The sequence below is a fragment of the Methanobacterium sp. CWC-01 genome, assembly GCF_030323845.1.
Classification (GTDB): domain Archaea; phylum Methanobacteriota; class Methanobacteria; order Methanobacteriales; family Methanobacteriaceae; genus Methanobacterium; species Methanobacterium aridiramus.
The window spans coordinates 219191-239970 of sequence record NZ_CP040735.1 but is presented as its reverse complement, the minus strand read 5'-3'; the positions used below and the strand labels follow the sequence as shown (position 1 = coordinate 239970).

Below are 20780 nucleotides of genomic sequence, written 5' to 3'. Positions count from 1 at the left end.
AATCAACGAATAAAAATTTAGCCTACTTAATTATTTCAATTCAGGAATCTTAAAAAAGGCAGGATTTATTCTCACCAATTCCTTAAGACATTTCATTGCTTCTTCAGAATTTCCTCCAAGCTCTAATAAAAGTCCTTTGGATAACCATGCATCAAATGAATTAGGATTAATCTCTATAGCCGCATCAAAACATTTCAAAGCTTCTTCTTCTTTTTTTAATATGCCTAATAACATACCTTTCTCATAATATGCCTTCGATAAATTAGGTTTTATTTCTAATGATTTATCAATAGATTTAATTGCTTCATATCTCTCTTCATCAGTTTCTGCAAGACTTCCCATGGCTTTACCTTTATGAAGCCATACTTCAGCAAAATCTGATGCAATTTCCACGGCTTTATTGAAACATTCTAATCCCTCTTCGACTTTATTATGGGTGCAGAGATAAGATCCTTTGTTTAACCAAGCCATAGCATAATTTGGGTCAATATCAATAGCATTATTGTAGCATTTTAACGCTTCATTAGTTTTCCCAACAATACCAAGAGATACTCCTTTATCATTCCAAGCACTGGCATAATTTGGATTGATTTGTATAGTTTTATTATAAAATTCTATAGATTCAGAATACTTTCCAAGATTAGAAAGAGCTACTCCCATCCTATAATGAACATAGTAATTTTTAGGTTCTATTTCTATAGCTCTTTTATATTCATAAATAGCGTTGTCTAATTTGCCCTTTTTTGCAAAAGATATTCCAAGACTGATATGTGCATCAGCATATTCCGGTTCTAATGTAATCGCCTTAATATATTTGTAAATAGCGCCGTTATCATCTCCGTTAATACTAAGAATTATTCCCCAACGGGTGTATAGTAATGGATTTGTGGATTCAATCTTTTCAGCATCTTCATATAATTCAATTGCTTCACTGAAATTTCCTTCAGAAGCCAAAAGGAATCCTAAATTACATTTAGCTTCGAAAAAATCGGGATCACATTTTAGAGCTTTTTCAAAGTGATTAATAGCTAATTCTACCTTCCCAATTTCTTTTAATAAGTTACCATAATTGTTATGAACTTCTTTATATGATGGATCGATTCTTAATGATTTTTCATATTCAAAAGCAGCTTCATTGAGTTGTTTATTGTTAAATAAGGCATTTCCTAAATTATAATGAGCTCGAGCATTATTTGGATTTAAATCAACTGCTTTTTTTAACGACCCAATTGCTTCGTCTGATCTATCAATCCTCATTAAACTTCTTCCTAAGTTCATATGAGCCATGAAAGAATTTTTATCCGAATTAGTAGCTTTTCTATATTCTTCAATAGCTTCATCAACAAAACCAAGTTGTTCTAAACTATAACCCTTGTTTGAACGTTCATCTGCTTTTAATTCAAATCTTTCTGGTGAATATGGTTTACAGCCAGTTTCTTCGATATATAATCTCTCTAGATCCTGTCTTAACGATTTAAAATCCTTATATCTATTATATGGGGTTTTTTCCAGACATTTTTTGATTAACGGGTATATTTCTGAATCAACATGAGGTATTTTAGACTTTAAATGTGCAGAACTCCAATCTTCATCATCTTTTGGTTGAAAAGGAAGATTTCCTTTTTTTAACATCTGATAAAGTACTATTCCAAAGCTAAATATATCACTCCTGAGATCTGCATTTCCTAAAAAGGCTTCTGGTGCCATATACTCTGGAGTACCTGCTATTGTATTTCCTGATGAGCTTTTTAAAATAGACAAATGAGGTTCTAAATCTATGGTTGAGGTATTGATTGAAATTAATCCTTTTTTATCCCATAGTTTAGCAAATCCAAAATCAGTAATTTTAAGCAGTTTATCTCCCCTTATCATTATATTGGCAGGTTTTATATCTCTGTGTGGCGAAACACCCTGAGATAAAGCATATTCCATCCCACAACAAAATTGGATTCCCCAATCCAATATTTGTGATTCTTCAATTTCGTTTTCAATATAATGTTTAAGAGTATTTCTTCCTTTATAATCCGGTAGAATGAGCTCCATGACTATAAAAGGTCTTTCATCAATTATGTCAAAATGAGAAGCAGTTATTATATTGGGATGTTTTTCAAGATGAATCCATGCTAAAGCTTCCTGATTAAAATTCTTAATATCCTCTTCCGAGCTTATAAACCTGTCTTGAAATGTTTTAAGAGCGATTAAGAAGTTATATTCAAGTTCCAAACATACATAAACAATCCCCATTGAGCTTTCATCGCCACCTCCAAAAATGTCTATGACTTGGAAATTCTCGCCAATTTTATCTCCTATTTTTATTTTTTTAATCATTAAAATTAATTAATTTAATAAATCATTATTACATTTTGTTGAGATTATTAACCAGCTAATAGTATATCTGAAGGGTTTCTGACATAAAATCAGCAATAATACCTTAAAGGACCAACAACAAACTAATATCTTAATCAGTTCAATGTAAGCTTTAAAATAATAAAGCCTTTACTCCAGGAAATCGAAGAAACTGATAATGAGATAGAGAGATGGTTTATGAGTTGTATAGCTTAACAGAGGATGATATTAAGCTTTTTAAGAATAGTTTAAAAGATTGAGGGGATTTTATTGGTTAATTGCCCTGAATGCGAAACTGAGAATGATGATAATTGGAATTTCTGCCTTGATTGTGGTCATAATTTATCAAATAATACCGTAGTTGATAATAGATTAATCAGAATACCGCCCTGGAATCAAGAATTTGCCAACTTAGAATCAGCAGATCATGACATAAAACAATTTTATATGTATTGGGTTTCGGAAATAGAAAAGGACAATTTTATATATTTAGGGGATAATCTTAGTTATATCTATTCGTATTTATATTCAACTATTTACGATTTTATTGAAAATGAAGATATAAAATTCCTATCAGCACGTTTTGACAGAGTAATGGAAGGTTATAGTAATTATACCACATTGAAAAATTATTTGATAGACTGGAAGGCTGATGCACATTTATTTATGGGTGATTATGAAAATTCCTTGAAAATTCGGAAAGAAATTGGATTCAACACTTATAATTTGGAAACTTATGGATATCTAAAAGATGATTCATTAATCAATGGTGAAGTGTTGGTAAATTATAAATATAGCTGTCTCACAAATTTTGGGAAGAAAAATAAAAATGGTATTGCTAAAGTTTTAGATACTTATCTTACGGATTTTAAAGAGTTGTATGGCAAAAATATTGTGAGACATTTCTTAGAAGATTACAACTTCAAAGATCTTAAAAATGATTTTAAAAAATTAAAAAGATATTTTGATTATGAGCGAGATTTTAACAAATTAACAAAATATTACAGTCCAGATAATCAATTACGATTTTTTCCAGAATTGACCTATTATGATTTAAAAAATTTAAGTCATAAAGATCTTTTGCGATTGAAAAATAATTTAGATAAAAGGGCATATCCTGAGGTTTTTGATAAAATTAATCCTATTTTAAGTAATTCATCAAAATATCTTTTAGAACCATCTTATGGTATATCAAATTATAAGAATTTATCAAATTATCAGGAAATCCATGCTAATAAAAGAGTGATTGTCAATTCAATATTCCGTTCTGTTCCCAAAATTATAAGTATACAATCTTACACTTTCAATGTTCCATATATAATTGTAAAAACGTTAGAAACTGCATTAAAGAAAATAATTAGGGAAAGCGAGAATTTATATCGAGAAGAGAAAGGTATTCCACGTGTAGGCGAGGGATGGGTAAGTGAAACAGAACTCTATTACAAAATAAAAGAAGCTTTTCCAGCTGAGAAGATAATTCATCATGGAAGACCTAAGTGGTTAGGTAGGCAGCATTTAGACATATACTTTCCTAAAAGGAATATTGCAATCGAATATCAGGGTCTACAGCATGATCAGCCTGTAGAATTTTTTGGAGGAGAAGAAGCGTTTAAAAAAAGGTTAGAACTTGATACCAGGAAAAGAGAGATCTGCATAAAAAACAACTGTTATTTAATTCATGTATATCCAAATTACGATTTTAAAACGGTTAAAAACAAAATCAAAACTCTATTAAAATAAATTAGTTTTTTCATTCGATATCAATTTAAATAGAAAGATAACGTAAGATTTAAGTTCCAATCAGTAATATCCAATAATCGTGATAATAATATTTCCATTTGGGTAAAATATACAATAGGGGGTTTTTTGTGAGTAAAAGGAGCTATTGGCTTGATTTATTTACAGGTACAACTTGGAATGAATTTTTAAAAGCTGGTGGAGAAACTTCAGGGTTCCGTGAGAGTACCTGGAAAACATTGAAGAAGGTAAAGCCAGGTGATTATTTTTTATGTTATCTTACAGGTTTATCACGATGGATAGGAATTCTAGAGGTAATATCAGAACCATACAAGGACGACAGCAGGATTTGGAGCTTCGATGACTTCCCATGCCGTGTGAAGGTTAAAATAGTTTCTGAATTAACCCCGGAAACAGCAGTTCCTATAAAGGATTTAAAAGATAAATTATCCATTTTTCAGGATTTGAAGTCTGATAAAGCCTGGACGGCCCATGTGAGGCGATCTCCCTTCAAATGGAAAGACAATGATGGCGCAATAGTTGTTAAGGCAATCCAAGATGCTGTTAAAAACCCCATAATTAGAGAATTTAATCGTGCTAAGTTGAAAAGGAAGCCAAGAGGTATGAAAATTCCAAAGGGACCTATTGTTACAATACCTGAAACAGATAGCTCTACATATTCCAATTCTAGTCCTCATACAGAATTACAATGGTTATTGTTGAAACTGGGTAACGATATGGGTCTTGATGTCTGGGTGGCTAGAAATGACCGGAATAAAAGTCATAGAGGGAACATATTTTCAGAATTACCTCGTATGAAAGACGAATTACCTCTACAATTTGATGAAGCAACTAATCAGACCATAGAACTAATAGATGTATTATGGCTACAAGGAAATGCCATAACAGCTGCATTTGAAATAGAAAGCACAACATCCATATATTCCGGCCTATTACGGATGTCCGACCTTGTAAGCATGCAACCTAACATTAACATACCTTTATACATCGTAGCTCCAGATGAAAGACGAGAAAAAGTTATTAAAGAAGTAAATCGGCCAACTTTTGCAAGATTAACACCACCATTAGCAGAAATATGCAGATATATACCATTTTCAACCTTAAAATACACTATCCCTAAGATAGAATCAATGCTTAGTTACATAAAACCAGATTACCTCGAAGAACTATCAGAATCCTGCGAAATAGAAGACATATAGTAATAGGGGGTATAATGGTGGGGAATGAAGATACACTTCAACTGATTTACGAAGAAATAACAGACCAATGGAGAGGAAACTTTAGAACGTTTCAAACAATAAGGGAGAGATTAGGACAAATAATCGCATTTATTGGAATAATTTTAAATTTAGAGTTGTTAGGAATATTACAGATTTTTAGTAGTAAAATATCAGTTTCTTATATCGAGATTATGGTTCTATCATCTTTTTTTATAATTTTATCTTTAGCATGGCTGCTTTCGCTTATAGAAGTGCACCATTCCAAAGTTTAAGATCTACTATGTGTCTCGATGAGGAACACATATCAAAATCAAAGGAAGAAGTACTTAAAGAAATTTGTGAACCTAGGATAGAAGATATTCACCAAAATAAGGATATTTTACATCAAAGAGCAGTTTGGATGCATATTTCTTTAAATAATCTTGTAATAGGAATTTTTCTTGTTGCTATATTTATTATATTAAATATATCCCCTTCTTTTTATGTTACAATCATTACTCTATTACTATCAGTAGTAATTACATTGGTATCCTATTGGTTTGAAACAAAACATTTTTCTAAAAAAATGGGGATTGAAAAATAAATGCTTACTTCGTAATATAGGACTATAACGAAGTAAAAATGATATGTCTTATATACTTCAAACGCATTATATAAAAAATAGTTTAGATTTTAGAAAGTTTCAGATTTATAAAGGGGGAAAATTCTTTGCAAATGTTCGTATCGAAAGGGAAAAGGCACCTCCCAAATTTTACTTCAATTTCAGAACCAAAATCATCGTTGAAACATATTAAACTTCCTATTGTTCTCTATACGGAAGATGATGAATATATTGCTGAGTGTCCTTTGTTTTATGTATCTAGTCATGGTCATGATAGAAAGGAGGCACTTAAAAGAATTGATGAGGCTCTGACATTATACTTAGAAAATAATGAAATTGAACCCTCTGAACTTGAATATGATAGAGACGAGGTATTAGAAAAATCTAAGAAACTATTTTCTGAATTTAGTGAACCTGAAGATGAGCTACCACATTTTGACTATACCGAGATTGAAATTTTCTATTTAGATGTCTAATCGTGGTTTGCCTTCAAAGGCCCCTAGTAGGAAGGTTATGCGAGTGTTAACCCATGAGGGTTATACACCTCAACCTAGGACTTCAGGTTCTCATGTGGTTTTTGAAAAAGAAGGGTGTAAATCTATACCAGTGTCAGCTAGTAAAAATATTCCAAAAGGGACATTAAGGAACATTATAAAGCAGATGGGTCTTTCACGGGATGAATTTCTTGCAATCTGGAATGAATTATAGGTTTTTTCTATTTTAATTACAAATAATTTAAATGCTGTATTAACTTTAGCGACCACTCGGTCAAAGAAACAATTCTATAACGAAGTAATTTTCATTTTCTTTTATTTACACAGTAAAACCAGTAGATACTATGCACTTTCTAGAAGAATTTTCAATTAAACCCATCAATACTCATCTTTACCAGCTAGCCTTTACCCATGAGTCTTATTCAAATGAACATGGTCAGAGCCAATGTTATAATCGGCTGGAATTTTTAGGGGATGCCGTCCTGGATCTGGTGGTCTCTGAATATTTATATAAAATGGATTCCAGCTTGACGGAAGGTGAATTAACCCGCATGCGGGCTAATTATGTGTGTAAAAAGGCCCTTTACACCTACTCTACCGAATTAGGATTAGAATCCTATATAAAATTGGGTGCCGGTTTGAAGTTAACCAGCCGCGAACTTGATTCGGTTACTGCCGACGTTTTTGAATCTTTAATTGGGGCCCTATACCTGGATCTAGGCCTGGAAACAGTGAAAGAATTTCTCAACGAAACGGTCTTACCACACATCAAGAACAGGGAAGTCTATCATTATGATTATAAATCGGAATTAAAGGAGTTATGTGATGCTGAGGGTCTGGACCTAAGTTATAACTTAATCCGGGAAGAAGGAGAACCCCATAATAAGATCTTCACCATAGAGGCCATAATTAATGGAAAAAGATGTGGAACTGGTATTGGTGGGAGTAAAAAGGAAGCAGAGCAGAATGCTGCCAAAATTGCCCTTGAGAAATTTAAATTTTAATCAATATATTCAATTGCTGTCTATAGTTTGGGTTAGCAGATTATTTTTTTTAGATTTAGAATTATTTTTCAAAAATTTATTCTGTAAACTTGGTTTATAAAAAATAATTTTGGTAGACTAGAAATACAAAAAAATAATTTTGTATCTAAACGATCCCGCCACACTTTCTTTGGATTATGCCTGTATTGACAACTAAAATGACAGTTAAGATTTACCATAGCACTGTCTGTCTAAAAAATTAAAGAAATAGGTGTAAATCCACTGCCCACCCTATATGTTCTGATGCTTTTGCCAACTTTTGTGAGAAAATCAATTATCTAAGAAACTAAAGAAAGGGCATTGCAGGAAAATTTATTGGTAGGTTATTTTTTTATGAATATTTTTTTTGTTGTTAATACCCTGTTACAGGGACTTTAAAACTTTGAAAAATATAAATACCTTGAAAAATTAATATTCAATGGTGAACTAAATGATTAGCCAAACCAAGATCTCAAATGGTTTTCAAACGGTGGTCCCCGCTAGGATCAGGAAGAGGTTCCATGTAGGGCCAGGGGATATTATGGAATGGATCCTCACTGAAGATGGGGTGGAGCTGAAGTTTAGAAAAAAGGTAACCATGGACGATATACTGGGAATGGTGGAAGAACCGGAAACTGATGCAGTGGAGCTTAAGAAGAAGGCCCAGAGGGGGGTAAAGAATTGATCTTCGTCGACTCCTCCTTCCTGATAGCAGCGTCTGTTAAAAAGGACCAGTGGCATGGACGCGTCCGGGAAATACTCCCTGAAGTCCTGAAACAAGATAAAATAACATCCATACTGGTTTTATCCGAAGCAGTGACCATGGTGGGCAGCCTGGCTGGTGGTAAGAAGGGTGTTATTCTGTATAATTATATTACCGACAACCTGGAGGTGAAATATGTGGACCAGGAAATAAGTTCCCGGGCCATGAGCACCTTCCTCCACTACGATGGGGTGCTGTCGTTCGCGGATGCTATTACCTTAGAACTCATGAAAGAATTTAAAATTGACACCATCGTTTCTTTTGATTCTGATTTTGATAAAGCAGATGATATAATCAGAATACATTAACCAGGCCGTCCTCAACACTGTTATGGACTTTAGTAAAGAGATATGTCCAAACATCTTACTCTGAGGGGGTTTTTCATAGGGAATTATTCCCGTGGACTAAAATTATAAAAAAATTATTTAATGTATCTAAATTTTTTGGCTATTCTACACAGGGCATTATCATTTAGAATAATCATTTGTGCCTAGTGTCTACCGCTTTTAGTGTTATTATCGGATCCGAGATCTTCCTGGCCTCTCCCACTATCTTTTTTCCTTTAATAGTTGCTCCCTCATCGATGTGGTTTTCTTCAATCTACCACACCAAAATGCCTTCTGCCTCCAGTTCATGGGTAATTTGACAAACTAGTTCGTAGTCAAGTTCCAAGTCGTTGGCAACTTCATAATTCTAGGCTTCGGAATAACTCCGGTAGTAACCCAGTACTTCAGGTTTAGCTCATCATAATCCACGTCAAGAATTACCTTAATGGTTCTAAACAATTCATTTCACCTTTCCCAGGATCATATCAATAGATTTCTCCAATCATTTCCCGTTTTCCTGGCTCGAAAGGTTAAGATCATGGCCCCCAATCCACATTACTAACCTCATGCCCCTTAGATCGTACTTTAAATGGTATCTCCCGGTAATCTCCCTTAAGTTCCTCCCGTAACTCCTCTAAAGATCCGGGTTCCGGTGAAAATAAGAGCACTCCACCCCCTCCCCCGGCACCCAGAGGGAAAGCGGTACAGTTAAGGCTTTCAGCACGTTCTAATAAATCCTGGGAATTTTCCATATAACCCTCACATAGCCGGGTCCGGATCCTGCGGTATTTATCTATGGATTCCCGTACATGGCCCCATTTCTGCAGCCTCAGTCCCTCACGGTACTCATAGGCTACCTTCATCTTCTGGGAATGTAACTTGTAACCGGTGTCAGTTAAAAGTGCATTTCTCCAGGCCTGGTTAACTTCTGAGCTAAGCCGGGGATGTCCGGAATGGAAAATAGCCGTTCTTTCTTCCAGTAGCCCGTAATCTTCCGGTGGTATTAATTCAAAACGTAAAGATTCACCATAACCAGTACCGGGACGTCCAGGCACTCCCCAGGGGAACCACACGTAATCGGTTACTCCCCCAAAGATGACGTTGGACTGTTCCTGGGTTCCAGTGATACTCACTCCCAAATCCTGTTCAATACGGGAAGCTAAAGAAATCAATTGAATATTGCTAAAGGGCCGTCCTGCTAATTCATTGGCAAGTATGCACACCCCGATGGTGGCCGTTGATGATCCGCCCAGTCCTGATGATTGTATGCCCTCCCGGAGGTTCTTCAAAACGAACCTGACCCCGGATAGATCAAATATTTCCAGTATCTTCAGTAGCCAGTTCTCCTTAACCGGAGTCACCTCCCCTGGAAGAGCGGTAACTTCGGTTTCATATTCTACCGATTTAACACTGATAAAGCCAGGGTCGAAGGGATGGGCCTTAATCTCGGTCCCAGTGTCTATGGTTATACCCACGGTTCTAGGAAGATTATGGGTCCATTTCTGGGCCGGATCATCTTCCGGAATATCTGGTAATCTCCAGAAGGTCTCCTGGAATTCGTTTAAATCTAAACTGGACCCGGGACCATCAATCCGGTTATAGGCTGTGACCTTTGGCAAAGCCCTGTTCTTTTGGGCTGTTTTTAAAAAATCATGAAGCTCTACCGACATGGTACTATCCGTTAATTCATACCCAAGCGGGCTTCTTCCTGGTTCTTTCCGGTTAATTGCTGCCTTTCCTGCATAACAATTTCAAGGTCCTGTAACTGATCAGACACCCATCGGTTCAGATCATTTCTTGCAACAGCAGCCCTTGCTTCGGTAATCAGTTCCTTTTTGGCAGTTTCATCCATTAATAAAGCCGCGTCAATTGATTCAGCAGTCTGCCGTATATCATAGGGATTTATACATATAGCGCCCTCTTTTAACTCCTCATAACACCCCGCCCCGGTGGAAAGGATTAACACGCCATTATTTTCGTTCACCACACTCCCCTCTTTAGCCACGATATTCATCCCATCTAGGATGGGATTAACCATCAGAACATCATACCTTTTCAAAAGAGCAATTACCAGGTCGTAATCTCCCCGGCAGATATACTTAATAGGTTCCCAATCCGGAGTAGCATGCTTCTCGTTGATTTCCCTCACTAGCTCCCGTATGTTATCGGTGTATTCCCGGTAGATCCTTATATCCTGCCGGGATGGCATCAGGGTGGCTATGAACTTGACCTTCTCTTTCCATTCCGGGTATTTATCCAGGAACATATCATAGGCCTGGAATCCCCTAATAATATTCTTAGACAGGTCAGCCCGGTCGGTGCGGTAGATCAATTTACAGTCTCCCACTATTTCATCCACCTCTTTTTCCTTAAAGATGACCTTCGGGTCCTGGGCATGATTCTGGATTGTTTCTGCATCGATACTGATGGGATAGGTTCGCACCCGACAGACATGTCCATTGTACACAATCTCCCCCACCACTTCATCCACCAGGGCATGGGGCAGAATATGTCTTATGGTCTGGAAAAAATTGTTTTTATAACGTGGAATATGGAATCCCAAGACATCATTGGTTAATATACTCTCCAATATTTCGATTTGCATGTGATTGGGCAGTTGCTGGAATATTTCAGGCGGGGGGAAGGGGATGTGGACGAATTGGCTCATAAGAACATCGGGGTGCTGTTTTCTTATCAGTTTGGGGGTTAAGTAAATGTGATAGTCCTGTAACATTACAATGGGGGTCTTCTGGGAGGTGCGCACATCTTCGCCTATGGCATCTGCAAATCGGGAGTTCACGTACTGGTAGGAATCCCAGGCCTGGTGCAGTTCATCATCGGCACAGGGTGAGTAGGGCGGATTCCACATGGAATGATGAATAAACCACAGAAGTGGATTGGCAAATTTACCATTAAAGCCATTATAGGTATCCTCTTCGGTTTTGATAAATTGAACATAATATTCAGGGTCTTCCAATGGTATGGGCACTTTACCCTGGTACATATTGTCCATATGGTGGTCGCATTCTCCGATTGCAGAAGAAACCCATGTACCATGGGTTCTTTGCATGAAGGGTATCATGGACCCCACTATACCTCCCGCTCCTCTTATTAATTCGATTTTCCCATTTTCGTCTTTTTTGAATAGTACTGGGCCTCGGTTCGAGGCTACTATTATTTCCTTGTCTTGTATAAATTCAGTGTCCATTGCGGTGCCTCCGATAAACATTTGATATAGTGGACATTTCTGTATGCATCAACTAGAGACCAATTGAAAGGAAGACTGCCTGGTTATCCCTCCAACTGGCACCATATCCATCTTTCGACCTTTTTTGAGTGACTTTATTAGTTATCCTCTATTTAAACTTTTAGTATATGTTCTGGGTTTAAAAATAATTTGGAACTTAATCTGGGATTTAAAAATAATCTAACCTTTTATAACAACTTTAAATAATTGTCATCAATTCCCCTGAATAGTTGGGAAACTTGTCTAAGAAAAATGAACGATCCATAAAAAATCATAGGATCAGAATTAAGCGATAAACACTCCTTTTAAATGATAAATACAGGGGGTGAATTTCATAGAAACTTCTCTCGCTAGGTATAGAAAAGATAATCTACTGCTATTTTTTCTCAAAAGTCCTAGCCGCCTCTTTCAGGTACTCCCGGATGGGAATCTGCTGTGTACACTTCGCTTCGCACTCCCCGCATTCTGTACAGTAGGAGGCGCTCATCTTCTTGGCCGCCAGGAAGGAATAGTTCCCACGGGGTTTTTCCATGTTCTGGTAAATGTAGACGTCATTTAAGAGGTTCAGGTTCAGGGGGATGTCCACGCCCTCGGGGCAGGGCATGCAGTAACCACAGGCCGTGCAACCCACGTGCATCCTGGCTTGGTAGGCCTCCCGAACTTCCTGTATTATACCCCTCTCCTGGGAGGATAAACTGTTGGCGTAACCATCCTCGGCAATCCTGAGGTTCTCCTCCACTTGTTCCAAGGTGCTCATACCACTCAGGACCAGATCCACCTCTTCCTGGTCCCACAGGAAGCGTAAACCCCACTCAGCCAGTGTTCTCTTAACTGGGGCCTGGTCCCAGATGGCCTGGATCTCAGCTGGGACATTTTTGGTTAGACAACCTCCCCGGAGGGGTTCCATGATGACACTTCCCATTTCCCGGCTTTCAATGTACTTCAATCCCTCCTTCCCGGCCTGGAAGTCCTGGTCCATGTAGTTGTACTGTATCTGGACGAAACTCCAGGGATAGGAATCTACCATGGTTTTGAAAACTTCAGCTTCGTCGTGGAAGGAGAAACCAGCGTATCCAATCCTCCCATCTTCCAGGGCCCGGTCTAGAAATTCGAAAACATCCAGATTGGTCAGATTTTCCCAGGTCTTCTGGTTAAGACCATGCAGAAGGTAAAAATCAATCCAGTCCGTCTGCAGCCTTTCCAGCTGCTCATCCAGGTAATGATCCAGGTCCTTCTTTTCATGAACCAGCCAGCAGGGCAGTTTGGTGGAGAGATACAACTGGTCCCGGTAGCCATCGGCGAGAACCTTTCCCACCAAAATCTCACTCCGACCTCCACTGGTGGCCGAGGAGCCATGATAGGGGTAGGCAGTGTCTACGTAGTTAACACCCTCATCCAGGGCATGTTGTAGCATCTTGCGGGCCAGTGGTTCGTTAATGTTTTCGGGGTTCCCATCCCTAAGGGGCAGTCTCATGCATCCAAATCCCAGTATAGAAACCTTATGGCCGGTTTTTCCAAGTTCTCGGTATAACAACGTTATCCACCAAATTAAATCTTTAAAGATAGTTAATGAGTAATCTAATGAACTGTAAAAGCAGGAGTATAAGTAGGAATAATAAAAATACAACCACGAACTGTCTGATCATTTCCTTCTCTTGAATACTAAATCACCTCAACGGGATGAAATTAGAGTTTGCTGCAGATATAGGTTACATAATTTTCCGCTTCAACCGTTTTAGATATAATCACAAACCCTGTTTTTTTAAGTAAACCTTCCATGATCCAATCATAGGTACTGTATTCATCCTTGATGTGGATTAGGGTTTCATTGGCCAGGGAATCACCACCATGCTTTTTCATGGTCTCCACCAAGTTTTCCAGGGAGTGTTCATGATCCGGGGCCGGGAAGGTGAAAATAACATCAAAAAGATACAATTTTCCCCCTTTTTTAAGGATACTGGCCATGTTCAGAAGGGCTACTGATTTCCAGAAGTCGGGCAGGTGGTGCAGGGCCACCTTGGAAACCATCTTATCCACCGGGCCCCCCTCATGCTGATAGGTTAAAAAACCGGCACAATGGGTTTCTATATTCTCAATTCCTTCATTTTTCGCATTTTTCTCCAGAACATCCAGCATGGGCTGGGAGATATCCACCCCGATGACCTTCTTGGAGTACCTGGCCAGTTTCAGGGCAATACCACCAGTTCCACAACCAAAATCAAGCACAGTATCTTCTGAGGTGATATTTAACTTAACCCTGACATCCATTGCTTCTTTTTCAAAGTTCCTAAACTGTTCATGCTGATTATCGTAGTTTGATGCAACTTCCGGGTTTAAGTAGTCCACTCCGATCTGTTTTTCTTTAAAGTACCATTCCGGTTTCAGGTTAACTCCCCTATTTTTCTATTAACTAATTAGAGATCATCATTTATGGGGGAACTTGAGGATTAAGACCTGGGTGGATACGGTCTGGCCATCCAGGATGGCGGTGATGGTGGCTACCCCCGGCCCTTCATCACTTTTTAGGGTTACGCTGGCCTGGCCATTGACGGTGTAGGCGGTGCGAGTTTTTCCCTTCCCTAGACTTCCCAGGTTGGTGGTAAAGGTGATGGGTATACCATCGGGTAGGTGTCCCGAACGGAAGGTGTCCAGTCCATTGGAATTCCTGGTCAAATCGGCGGTGACTGTGACTTTTCCACCGAAAAACAGCATGGATCTGCTGGGAAAAATATTTACCATTAGCCAGCGGCTGTAGATAACCCATCCGGCCCCGATATTGGTGATCTGGCTCTCTACCGGGGCCTGGTGGTTATAACCCCACCAGTTGTGCTGGGCAAAAACCATCCCGTTATAGGGCTGATTAGTGTGAAGTTCATTGTGAAGCCCGTAATCGGTGTTCTGGTAGATGTGGTTGAAGTGCACCTTCAGGTCTTCGGCCTGGAACAGGTGGATTCCGGAACCATTAGCGGTTATCCGGTTGTTACTGATATTAAAAAAGTAGTTACCATCTCCGTGAATGGCTGTTTCCTGGTTACCCGTAATCAGGTTTCTGGTTATGGTAACATAATTCATGCCCTGGGAGTTAATTCCATTCCCATTATTGGCAATGGAATTCCAGGAGATCAGGACATCCGTACCACTATCTATGAATATTCCTTCCTGATTGTCGGTTATTTTATTATTAATGATCATTAAATTGGTGGCTTCCGGTCCCCGAATACCAAAGTAGTTACCGGTGATCCTATTATTTTCCACCGTGCAATTTTCAGTCATCACCACTCCATATTCATTGGCACCCTGGATGGTGAAATTCTTCAAAAGGGAACCTTTGCTCATGGACACAGCCGGTGAATCAGCATCAGCTTTTATGGTAACCTCCCCCCAACCAATTAGACTCAAATTATCCTGGCTTAAAGTAACGTTTTCAAGGTAAACATAGGGTGTCCCTGCATCATCAAAGACGTTAATGGTATCACCAGGGCTGGCCGAGTTTACCGCTGCCATTATGGTGGGATAGGTGTGTCCCGGACCCACATTTCTATTCACTGCTGCCACCTCCATGAGGTAATTATTCTTGCCGATAACACTACATATTTTTATTTATGATTTAATTTATTCCATGTATGGACCCGATTATCTGTTTTCATGTAAATATGTCATTATCGTCTCAGTGTTATTTTTCACGAATTTATAAGCCTTTATGAACCTTTTCATTTCTTCTTCGTCCATTCTTATGGGGATAATGTTTTCTAAACCGTTTTTACCAATTATGGCCGGCATTCCCAGGCACACATCATTTACCCCTTCAATTTCATCATCCAAATAAGCTGAAACAGTGAATATCTTTTTTTCATCCTTCAGAACCGTCTTGACCACATCTGAAATGGCGAAGGCCGGTCCGTATTCGGTGGCACCTTTATTACCAATAATCTCGCTTCCGGCAGATATCACCTTTTTAATGGTACTTTCCACATCGAAACCAGATGCATCGGGAATATAATCATATTTGATAAAGTCCTTGATAGGTATGCCTCCAATGGAGGATAAACTCATGACTGGAACCATATAGTCGCCGTGCTGACCTATTACTCGGGTTTGAATCTCATTGACATGTACCTTGAAGTGTTTGGCTATGTAATTTCTCATTCGGAGTGAATCCAGATGGTTTCCCAATCCAAAAACCCGGTATTTGCTGAGCCCAGATTTTTTTAGGGCCACATAGGTCATCACATCCACTGGGTTGGTCACCACTAGTACCACTGAATCCGGTGAATATTTATAAATCTCTTGAGAATAATCGGCAACAATACCGGCATTGTCTTTGGCCAGTTCCATTCTTTCAATCTTTTTTTTCCGAGCCAATCCTGCAGTTAAGACTATTACATCTGAGTCTTGTATAAGTTCCATGTTGCTGGATGTTTCAATTGAAATATCAGTCCCCATTGCTGCCATAGCATCATATATGTCCAGAGATTCTCCTTCAATCTTCTCTATACTGCTTTCCCTGGAAATAAGCACCAATTCATCCACATATTCCTTTTCAGCCAATGAAAAGGCGGATGCACTACCGACGTTGCCGGATGCACCAATAATACTGACTTTCATATCTGTATCACCACAAAATTATTAGTTTATTAGTAATTAGAAAATACTAAAATGTAATTCAAATATTGATATTAACTGAAATAAAGGGCATTTTTTTGTTTATATTCTGTTATTCATTAATATAAAATATTTTGCTCTAAATTTAAGCTGCCGGAAATCTCTAAATTTAAGCTGCCGGAATACTTTAAATTAAAATTTCTGATTTTACCTTTTATATCCCAAATTGAACATAATAAAAATACAGGGGTGAATGTAATGGTTGATCTGCCGGAAGAAGCAGTGGAGATGTTTAACAACGAAGACTGTGATAAAAGTAGACCTTTAGTATGGATTTCGACGGTAGGGGTTAGGGACAAGGAGGGAAGCCCCCATCTGGCCCCGGTGTGCTTTACCAAGGTGCTGGATAGGGATAAGATCCTGGTGGCCATAAACTTCGCCACCCAGACCATGTACAATATCGAAACCTACTCCCGGGTGGCTCTGGGTATCGCAGTGCACTACGATGGCTACCTGGTCAAGGGGACCGGGGCCATAATTGAAAAGGGATCCGAGTTTGAACAGGTCCAGGAAATGGTGAAGGCCCGTTTTGGGGATAAAATTAAACCAAAGGCTGCCCTGTTAATCTATGTGGAAGAAGTTTACTCCTTAAAACCAGGCTCTGGTTCTAAGAAAATAGTGTGAAGCTTTAAATATGTAGTTACACGTCTAAATCCCTATATAACCCGTGGAGATTCTTTTATGGGAGAAGGACTGAAATTATTGATCTACTTCCTAGTGGGTGGATCCATCCTCACCCTGGTCACCTACTTCGGCAGTAAGGATAGGGGGATCTTAGCCGCCTTCATAGCCATGTTCCCGGCGGTAACCACCATGAGCATCCTTACCATCTATAGTGAAGCCGGTGGCCTGCTGGTTTTAGACTATGTAAAGGGCCTTCTCCTGTTAAGCCCAGTGTGGATTGTTTTTCTCCTCTGCGTATACTTCTTTCTCCCCAGACAGGGGTTAATGGTGGCCCTGGGTGCAGGGGTGCTGGTCTATATCCTGGTGGCTATTTTTCTCATTTACCTACAACCCACCCTCTAATCGGGGCCTAGATTATCTCTCCACTTATGGAGATGGTGTAATCTTTGATGGTAATGTTTTTCTGAGCCTTCTCCAGGGCCCGGTGTACTAAGACCTCGATACCGGAGCAGCAGGGAACCTGCATGTGCACGATGCTGATGGATTTTATGTCCTGGTTAGCGAAGATCTCGGATAATTTATCCACGTACTGGTCTAGGGTCTGATCCAGCTTGGGACACAGGATGATCAGGACCTTATCTTTTAAGAAGCGCTGATGGAAATTGGCATAGGCAAAGGGTGCGCAGTCCGCTGCGATGAGTAAATCAGCATTCTTCAAATAGGGTGCCTGGGGATTTAATAGCTGCAGTTGCACTGGCCAGTTACGAAGCTCGGCACTGAGAACCACGGCCGCTTCTTCACACTCTACCCGGGCCCCTAAATCCACCTCCATGGACCCGGGACAGCCGCAGCCAAAGGTCTTCTCCTCCTGGTACTCCGGCACATCCATGTTTTTTTCCTTCAAAAAGTCTATGGCCTGTTGGAGAAGTTTCTGCTCGCTATGGTCATCCAGGTGTTTTAGATGGGCCTTTATAACATTGGGGCCTTCTTTCACCACGTTTTCCATGACCCGATACTCGTCATAGGGTTCCGCTTCCCGGGTCTCAACCTCAATGGCGCCCTGGGGGCAGGTACCGATGCAAGCCCCCAACCCATCACAGAAAAGGTCGCTTATCAGGTGGGCTTTGCCGTCGATTACCTGCAGGGCTCCTTCAGGGCATCCGGGGATACAATCCCCACAGCCCGTGCACTTTTCCTGGTTAATCTTTATTATATCCCTCTTCATAAGTTATATCTCCTTTAATATCTTCAATTTATCAAATTCATCTTAAAAAATATTATAAAATTTGATTCATAAAATAGTAGTGGGGATTATTTTTTGAAAAAGAAAGAAAAATCAAAAGAAAAGATAAATAAGGGTGTGAAGATTAACACAGTGGATGAATATGTTGCCGTTGCTCCTCAAAAAGAACACCAAGTCCTGGAGGAACTTCGCCAGACCATTAAGGCTGCTGCCCCTGAAGCTGAAGAAACCATCAGCTACCGGATCCCGACCTACAAATATAAGGGCCCACTGGTTCACTTCGCTACATTTAAGGACCATAATAGTTTCATCGTGATTAATAAATCCGTCCTGGAAACATTCCAGAAAGAACTGGAAGATTACACCACCTCCGGGACCACCATCCATTTTTCTTCTGAAAATCCCCTCCCGGAGGAGCTGGTTAAGAAAATAGTAAAGGAAAGAATGAAACAGAATGAAAAGAAATAAGTGAACTAAATCCTACACTAAAAATTGGGATATTTATTTTTATCGAGGAAGAGTCATGGTTTCCAGCTCCGATTTGGAAAAGATGAGGGTAGAAAAGGATATCGAGGGCATAATAAAAGCCCTGGATCCTAAAGAGGACAAGCATATCCGGGAACAGGCGGCCTATATCCTGGGAGATCTTAAGGTAAAAGAAGCGGTCGAACCCCTTATCTTGATTCTGAAGGATGATTACTGGCCTATCCGCAAGGCCGCTGCCTTGTCTTTAGGGGCCTTAGGTGATAAACAGGCTGTGGAGCCCTTAATCGCAGTTTTAAAGGATGATTACTGGCATGTAAGGGAGACGGCGGCCCTGGCACTGGGGGCCCTGGGAGATAAAAGGGCGGTGGAACCCATAATCGAGGCCTTAAAAGACGGTTCCTTAAATGTCAAATGTGAAGTGGTGGATGCCCTGGGAGCTTTAGGTGACCGGCGAGCATCAAAACCTTTAATGGAAATATTGGAGGAAGAGGATTATATCCTGCGGGCCTGCACCGTTACTTCCCTGGGCAAAATCGGTGATAATCTGGCAGTGCGGTCTCTTTTAAATTCCTTAGAGGACGAGAGCTATCTGGTAAGGGTTAACGCCGCCCATGCCCTGGGAACCATGGGAGATGAAAGTGCACTTCCCCACCTACAGGAGGCTCTTGCTAAATCTCAGGGAGAATCCCAGGAATTCGAACGGGCCATAAGAGATGCTATGGCCCGGATCAGCGCACGTCAATAGTTAAGCTTCTGATTTTTTCTTTCTCCATTCCAGGAGGTACGCCATCACCAGTCCCACCACAAAACCCAGGGTGATGTTCACCACCAGGGATAGAACCGCAATTAATATGGTTACCAGGTAGGAATCGGTTTTCATACTGTTTTTGCCCAGTTCCAAGGCAATAAATATGAGTAATGCTCCGAAAATCCCCACGGGGATGATCAGCACGAACTGGGGGCCGGCGAAGAAGAGGGCCACTGGTAAGAGCATCAGTCCACTGATTATGTTGGCGCCGCCTGTACGGGCTCCGAAACGATAATCAGCCGCCAGGCTACCTGCTCCATGACACATGGGCAATCCTCCCAATGGTACCGAGGTGAGGTTCATAAGCCCAATGGTCTTGGACAGACTGTCCGGCTTGACATCTACCTTATATAAATCCTTAAGTAAGAGAGAAGTGGCCAGAATGGCGTTGGTTATGGTTAATGGTATCTGGGGTAAAACCAGGGTCCAAGTACCGGATACAACATTCTGGAATGAGGGTAAAGTTATAGAAGGGAGGGGTAAAAGGCTAACTGGTGGTATTCCACTCACCAATAACCCTATACCTACTCCTAAAATCAACACCAGGATGGCTGACACGTTGGGCACATTCCACCACCGGTTGGCCAGGAAGAACAGAAGAATGAGGACCACACACACCACCGACAATATAATATCGGTAGATACGAACTCCAGTGATGTTTTTAACAAAAGTAAAGCTAAGCCAAGTTGTATGCCCCTGACTACACTGTTAGGGACTTTTTCCTGGATAAATTTCATCCCATGGCCTAGTCCAGTAAATATGAAAATAATTCCCAGAATTAAACCAGAGGCCACCACTTCCCCTTTACTAATCCCTCCCACAATAACCAGGGTCCCTATGGCCTTCATAGGCTCAATGGGGATTGGTATTCGGTAATAGAATCCGGTTATCACTGACCAGATACAGTAGAAGAGTAACTAACTGCCAGGGCTATGGGGAGGAAGGTTACATAGTCTCCCACTGCCCCTGAGAACTCTTCCAGGTTGAATCTTAAGGGGGGGTCGGTCCGAGGTTTCATTTTCTTTTACTATTGGTGACTCCCTCCAGTATGGATGTGCTTAATATTACTTATCGATTGATTGTGATAGTTATTTTTTACCATCCTAGAGCAAGTGATATAGTGGAAAAAACATAATAAAAAGTAGTTATATAAGCTAAGGATTTGATAGAAGGAGGATT

The 20780-nt window shown here is 39.9% G+C and carries 23 protein-coding genes; 13 read left to right on the top strand and 10 right to left on the bottom strand.

Translation table 11 applies throughout. The features are described 5' to 3' along the window. Positions 1 to 30 precede the first annotated feature (30 nt). Positions 31 to 2328 (bottom strand): tetratricopeptide repeat protein, encoded by a 2298-nt coding sequence (locus FGU46_RS01195; RefSeq protein WP_286475699.1) that lies wholly within the window; start codon positions 2326 to 2328, stop codon positions 31 to 33. Between the two features lie 288 nt (positions 2329 to 2616). Between FGU46_RS01195 and FGU46_RS01190 the strand changes: the two genes are divergently transcribed. The 9 genes from FGU46_RS01190 (at position 2617) to FGU46_RS01155 (ending at position 8512) form a co-directional block, all read left to right on the top strand. Beyond that, entirely contained in the window at positions 2617 to 4086 is a 1470-nt protein-coding gene (locus FGU46_RS01190; RefSeq protein WP_286475697.1) for a hypothetical protein, read from the top strand. Between the two features lie 128 nt (positions 4087 to 4214). Next, positions 4215 to 5303, top strand: coding sequence for an EVE domain-containing protein (locus FGU46_RS01185; protein ID WP_286475695.1), 1089 nt, complete (start codon positions 4215 to 4217; stop codon positions 5301 to 5303). 14 nt (positions 5304 to 5317) lie between these two features. Further along, entirely contained in the window at positions 5318 to 5596 is a 279-nt protein-coding gene (locus FGU46_RS01180) for a hypothetical protein (RefSeq protein WP_286475693.1), read from the top strand. Continuing rightward, positions 5554 to 5907: a hypothetical protein gene (locus tag FGU46_RS01175; protein WP_286475692.1), complete on the top strand. Its 354-nt coding sequence runs from the start codon at positions 5554 to 5556 to the stop codon at positions 5905 to 5907. Before FGU46_RS01180 ends, FGU46_RS01175 begins: the two co-directional genes overlap by 43 nt. A 125-nt stretch (positions 5908 to 6032) precedes the next feature. Then, positions 6033 to 6401 (top strand): type II toxin-antitoxin system HicB family antitoxin, encoded by a 369-nt coding sequence (locus tag FGU46_RS01170; protein ID WP_286475690.1) that lies wholly within the window; start codon positions 6033 to 6035, stop codon positions 6399 to 6401. Next, the gene (locus FGU46_RS10870) at positions 6394 to 6633 is read left to right on the top strand and encodes a type II toxin-antitoxin system HicA family toxin (RefSeq protein WP_353619892.1); all 240 of its coding nucleotides are present in this window, start codon (positions 6394 to 6396) and stop codon (positions 6631 to 6633) included. Before FGU46_RS01170 ends, FGU46_RS10870 begins: the two co-directional genes overlap by 8 nt. A gap of 130 nt (positions 6634 to 6763) precedes the next feature. Then, the gene (rnc, locus tag FGU46_RS01165; RefSeq protein ID WP_286475686.1) at positions 6764 to 7423 is read left to right on the top strand and encodes a ribonuclease III; all 660 of its coding nucleotides are present in this window, start codon (positions 6764 to 6766) and stop codon (positions 7421 to 7423) included. Between the two features lie 469 nt (positions 7424 to 7892). Further along, positions 7893 to 8126, top strand: coding sequence for an AbrB/MazE/SpoVT family DNA-binding domain-containing protein (locus tag FGU46_RS01160; protein ID WP_286475683.1), 234 nt, complete (start codon positions 7893 to 7895; stop codon positions 8124 to 8126). Next, the gene (locus FGU46_RS01155; protein WP_286475681.1) at positions 8123 to 8512 is read left to right on the top strand and encodes a type II toxin-antitoxin system VapC family toxin; all 390 of its coding nucleotides are present in this window, start codon (positions 8123 to 8125) and stop codon (positions 8510 to 8512) included. The genes FGU46_RS01160 and FGU46_RS01155 overlap by 4 nt, the downstream gene beginning before the upstream one ends. A 554-nt stretch (positions 8513 to 9066) precedes the next feature. Here FGU46_RS01155 and FGU46_RS01150 read toward each other — a convergent pair. The 6 genes from FGU46_RS01150 to FGU46_RS01125 all read right to left on the bottom strand — a co-directional run bounded on the left by FGU46_RS01150 (position 9067) and on the right by FGU46_RS01125 (position 16382). Further along, positions 9067 to 10200: a GHMP family kinase ATP-binding protein gene (locus FGU46_RS01150; protein ID WP_286475680.1), complete on the bottom strand. Its 1134-nt coding sequence runs from the start codon at positions 10198 to 10200 to the stop codon at positions 9067 to 9069. 11 nt (positions 10201 to 10211) lie between these two features. Continuing rightward, positions 10212 to 11738: an alpha,alpha-trehalose-phosphate synthase (UDP-forming) gene (locus FGU46_RS01145; protein WP_286475678.1), complete on the bottom strand. Its 1527-nt coding sequence runs from the start codon at positions 11736 to 11738 to the stop codon at positions 10212 to 10214. A gap of 415 nt (positions 11739 to 12153) precedes the next feature. Next, positions 12154 to 13311 (bottom strand): aldo/keto reductase, encoded by a 1158-nt coding sequence (locus FGU46_RS01140; protein WP_286475676.1) that lies wholly within the window; start codon positions 13309 to 13311, stop codon positions 12154 to 12156. A gap of 152 nt (positions 13312 to 13463) precedes the next feature. Continuing rightward, a complete protein-coding gene (locus tag FGU46_RS01135) occupies positions 13464 to 14123 on the bottom strand; it encodes a class I SAM-dependent methyltransferase (RefSeq protein WP_286475674.1) in 660 nt (219 codons plus the stop codon). 78 nt (positions 14124 to 14201) lie between these two features. Then, positions 14202 to 15323 carry a right-handed parallel beta-helix repeat-containing protein gene (locus tag FGU46_RS01130; RefSeq protein ID WP_286475673.1) on the bottom strand — a complete coding sequence of 374 codons (1122 nt, stop codon included), beginning with the start codon at positions 15321 to 15323 and terminating at the stop codon, positions 14202 to 14204. An 87-nt stretch (positions 15324 to 15410) separates the two neighbouring features. Continuing rightward, entirely contained in the window at positions 15411 to 16382 is a 972-nt protein-coding gene (locus FGU46_RS01125; RefSeq protein WP_286475671.1) for a malate dehydrogenase, read from the bottom strand. A 255-nt stretch (positions 16383 to 16637) separates the two neighbouring features. On the opposite strand from FGU46_RS01125, the gene FGU46_RS01120 reads away from it, so the two are divergent. Both FGU46_RS01120 and FGU46_RS01115 read left to right on the top strand, forming a co-directional pair. After that, positions 16638 to 17063 (top strand): pyridoxamine 5'-phosphate oxidase family protein, encoded by a 426-nt coding sequence (locus tag FGU46_RS01120; protein WP_286475669.1) that lies wholly within the window; start codon positions 16638 to 16640, stop codon positions 17061 to 17063. Positions 17064 to 17120: 57 nt separating this feature from the next. Continuing rightward, positions 17121 to 17465: a DUF3147 domain-containing protein gene (locus FGU46_RS01115; RefSeq protein WP_286475667.1), complete on the top strand. Its 345-nt coding sequence runs from the start codon at positions 17121 to 17123 to the stop codon at positions 17463 to 17465. A 7-nt stretch (positions 17466 to 17472) separates the two neighbouring features. Here the strand turns inward: FGU46_RS01115 and FGU46_RS01110 are convergent, their stop codons facing one another. Further along, positions 17473 to 18288, bottom strand: coding sequence for an ATP-binding protein (locus FGU46_RS01110; RefSeq protein ID WP_286475665.1), 816 nt, complete (start codon positions 18286 to 18288; stop codon positions 17473 to 17475). Between the two features lie 93 nt (positions 18289 to 18381). Between FGU46_RS01110 and FGU46_RS01105 the strand changes: the two genes are divergently transcribed. Together FGU46_RS01105 and FGU46_RS01100 are read left to right on the top strand one after the other, a co-directional pair. Continuing rightward, positions 18382 to 18774 (top strand): iron chaperone, encoded by a 393-nt coding sequence (locus FGU46_RS01105; RefSeq protein WP_286475664.1) that lies wholly within the window; start codon positions 18382 to 18384, stop codon positions 18772 to 18774. 55 nt (positions 18775 to 18829) lie between these two features. Continuing rightward, positions 18830 to 19537 (top strand): HEAT repeat domain-containing protein, encoded by a 708-nt coding sequence (locus FGU46_RS01100; RefSeq protein WP_286475662.1) that lies wholly within the window; start codon positions 18830 to 18832, stop codon positions 19535 to 19537. Here the strand turns inward: FGU46_RS01100 and FGU46_RS01095 are convergent, their stop codons facing one another. Beyond that, positions 19538 to 20494 (bottom strand): putative sulfate/molybdate transporter, encoded by a 957-nt coding sequence (locus FGU46_RS01095; RefSeq protein WP_286475661.1) that lies wholly within the window; start codon positions 20492 to 20494, stop codon positions 19538 to 19540. Beyond that, positions 20491 to 20619: a hypothetical protein gene (locus tag FGU46_RS01090; RefSeq protein WP_286475659.1), complete on the bottom strand. Its 129-nt coding sequence runs from the start codon at positions 20617 to 20619 to the stop codon at positions 20491 to 20493. Before FGU46_RS01090 ends, FGU46_RS01095 begins: the two co-directional genes overlap by 4 nt. Between the last annotated feature and the right edge of the window lie 161 nt (positions 20620 to 20780).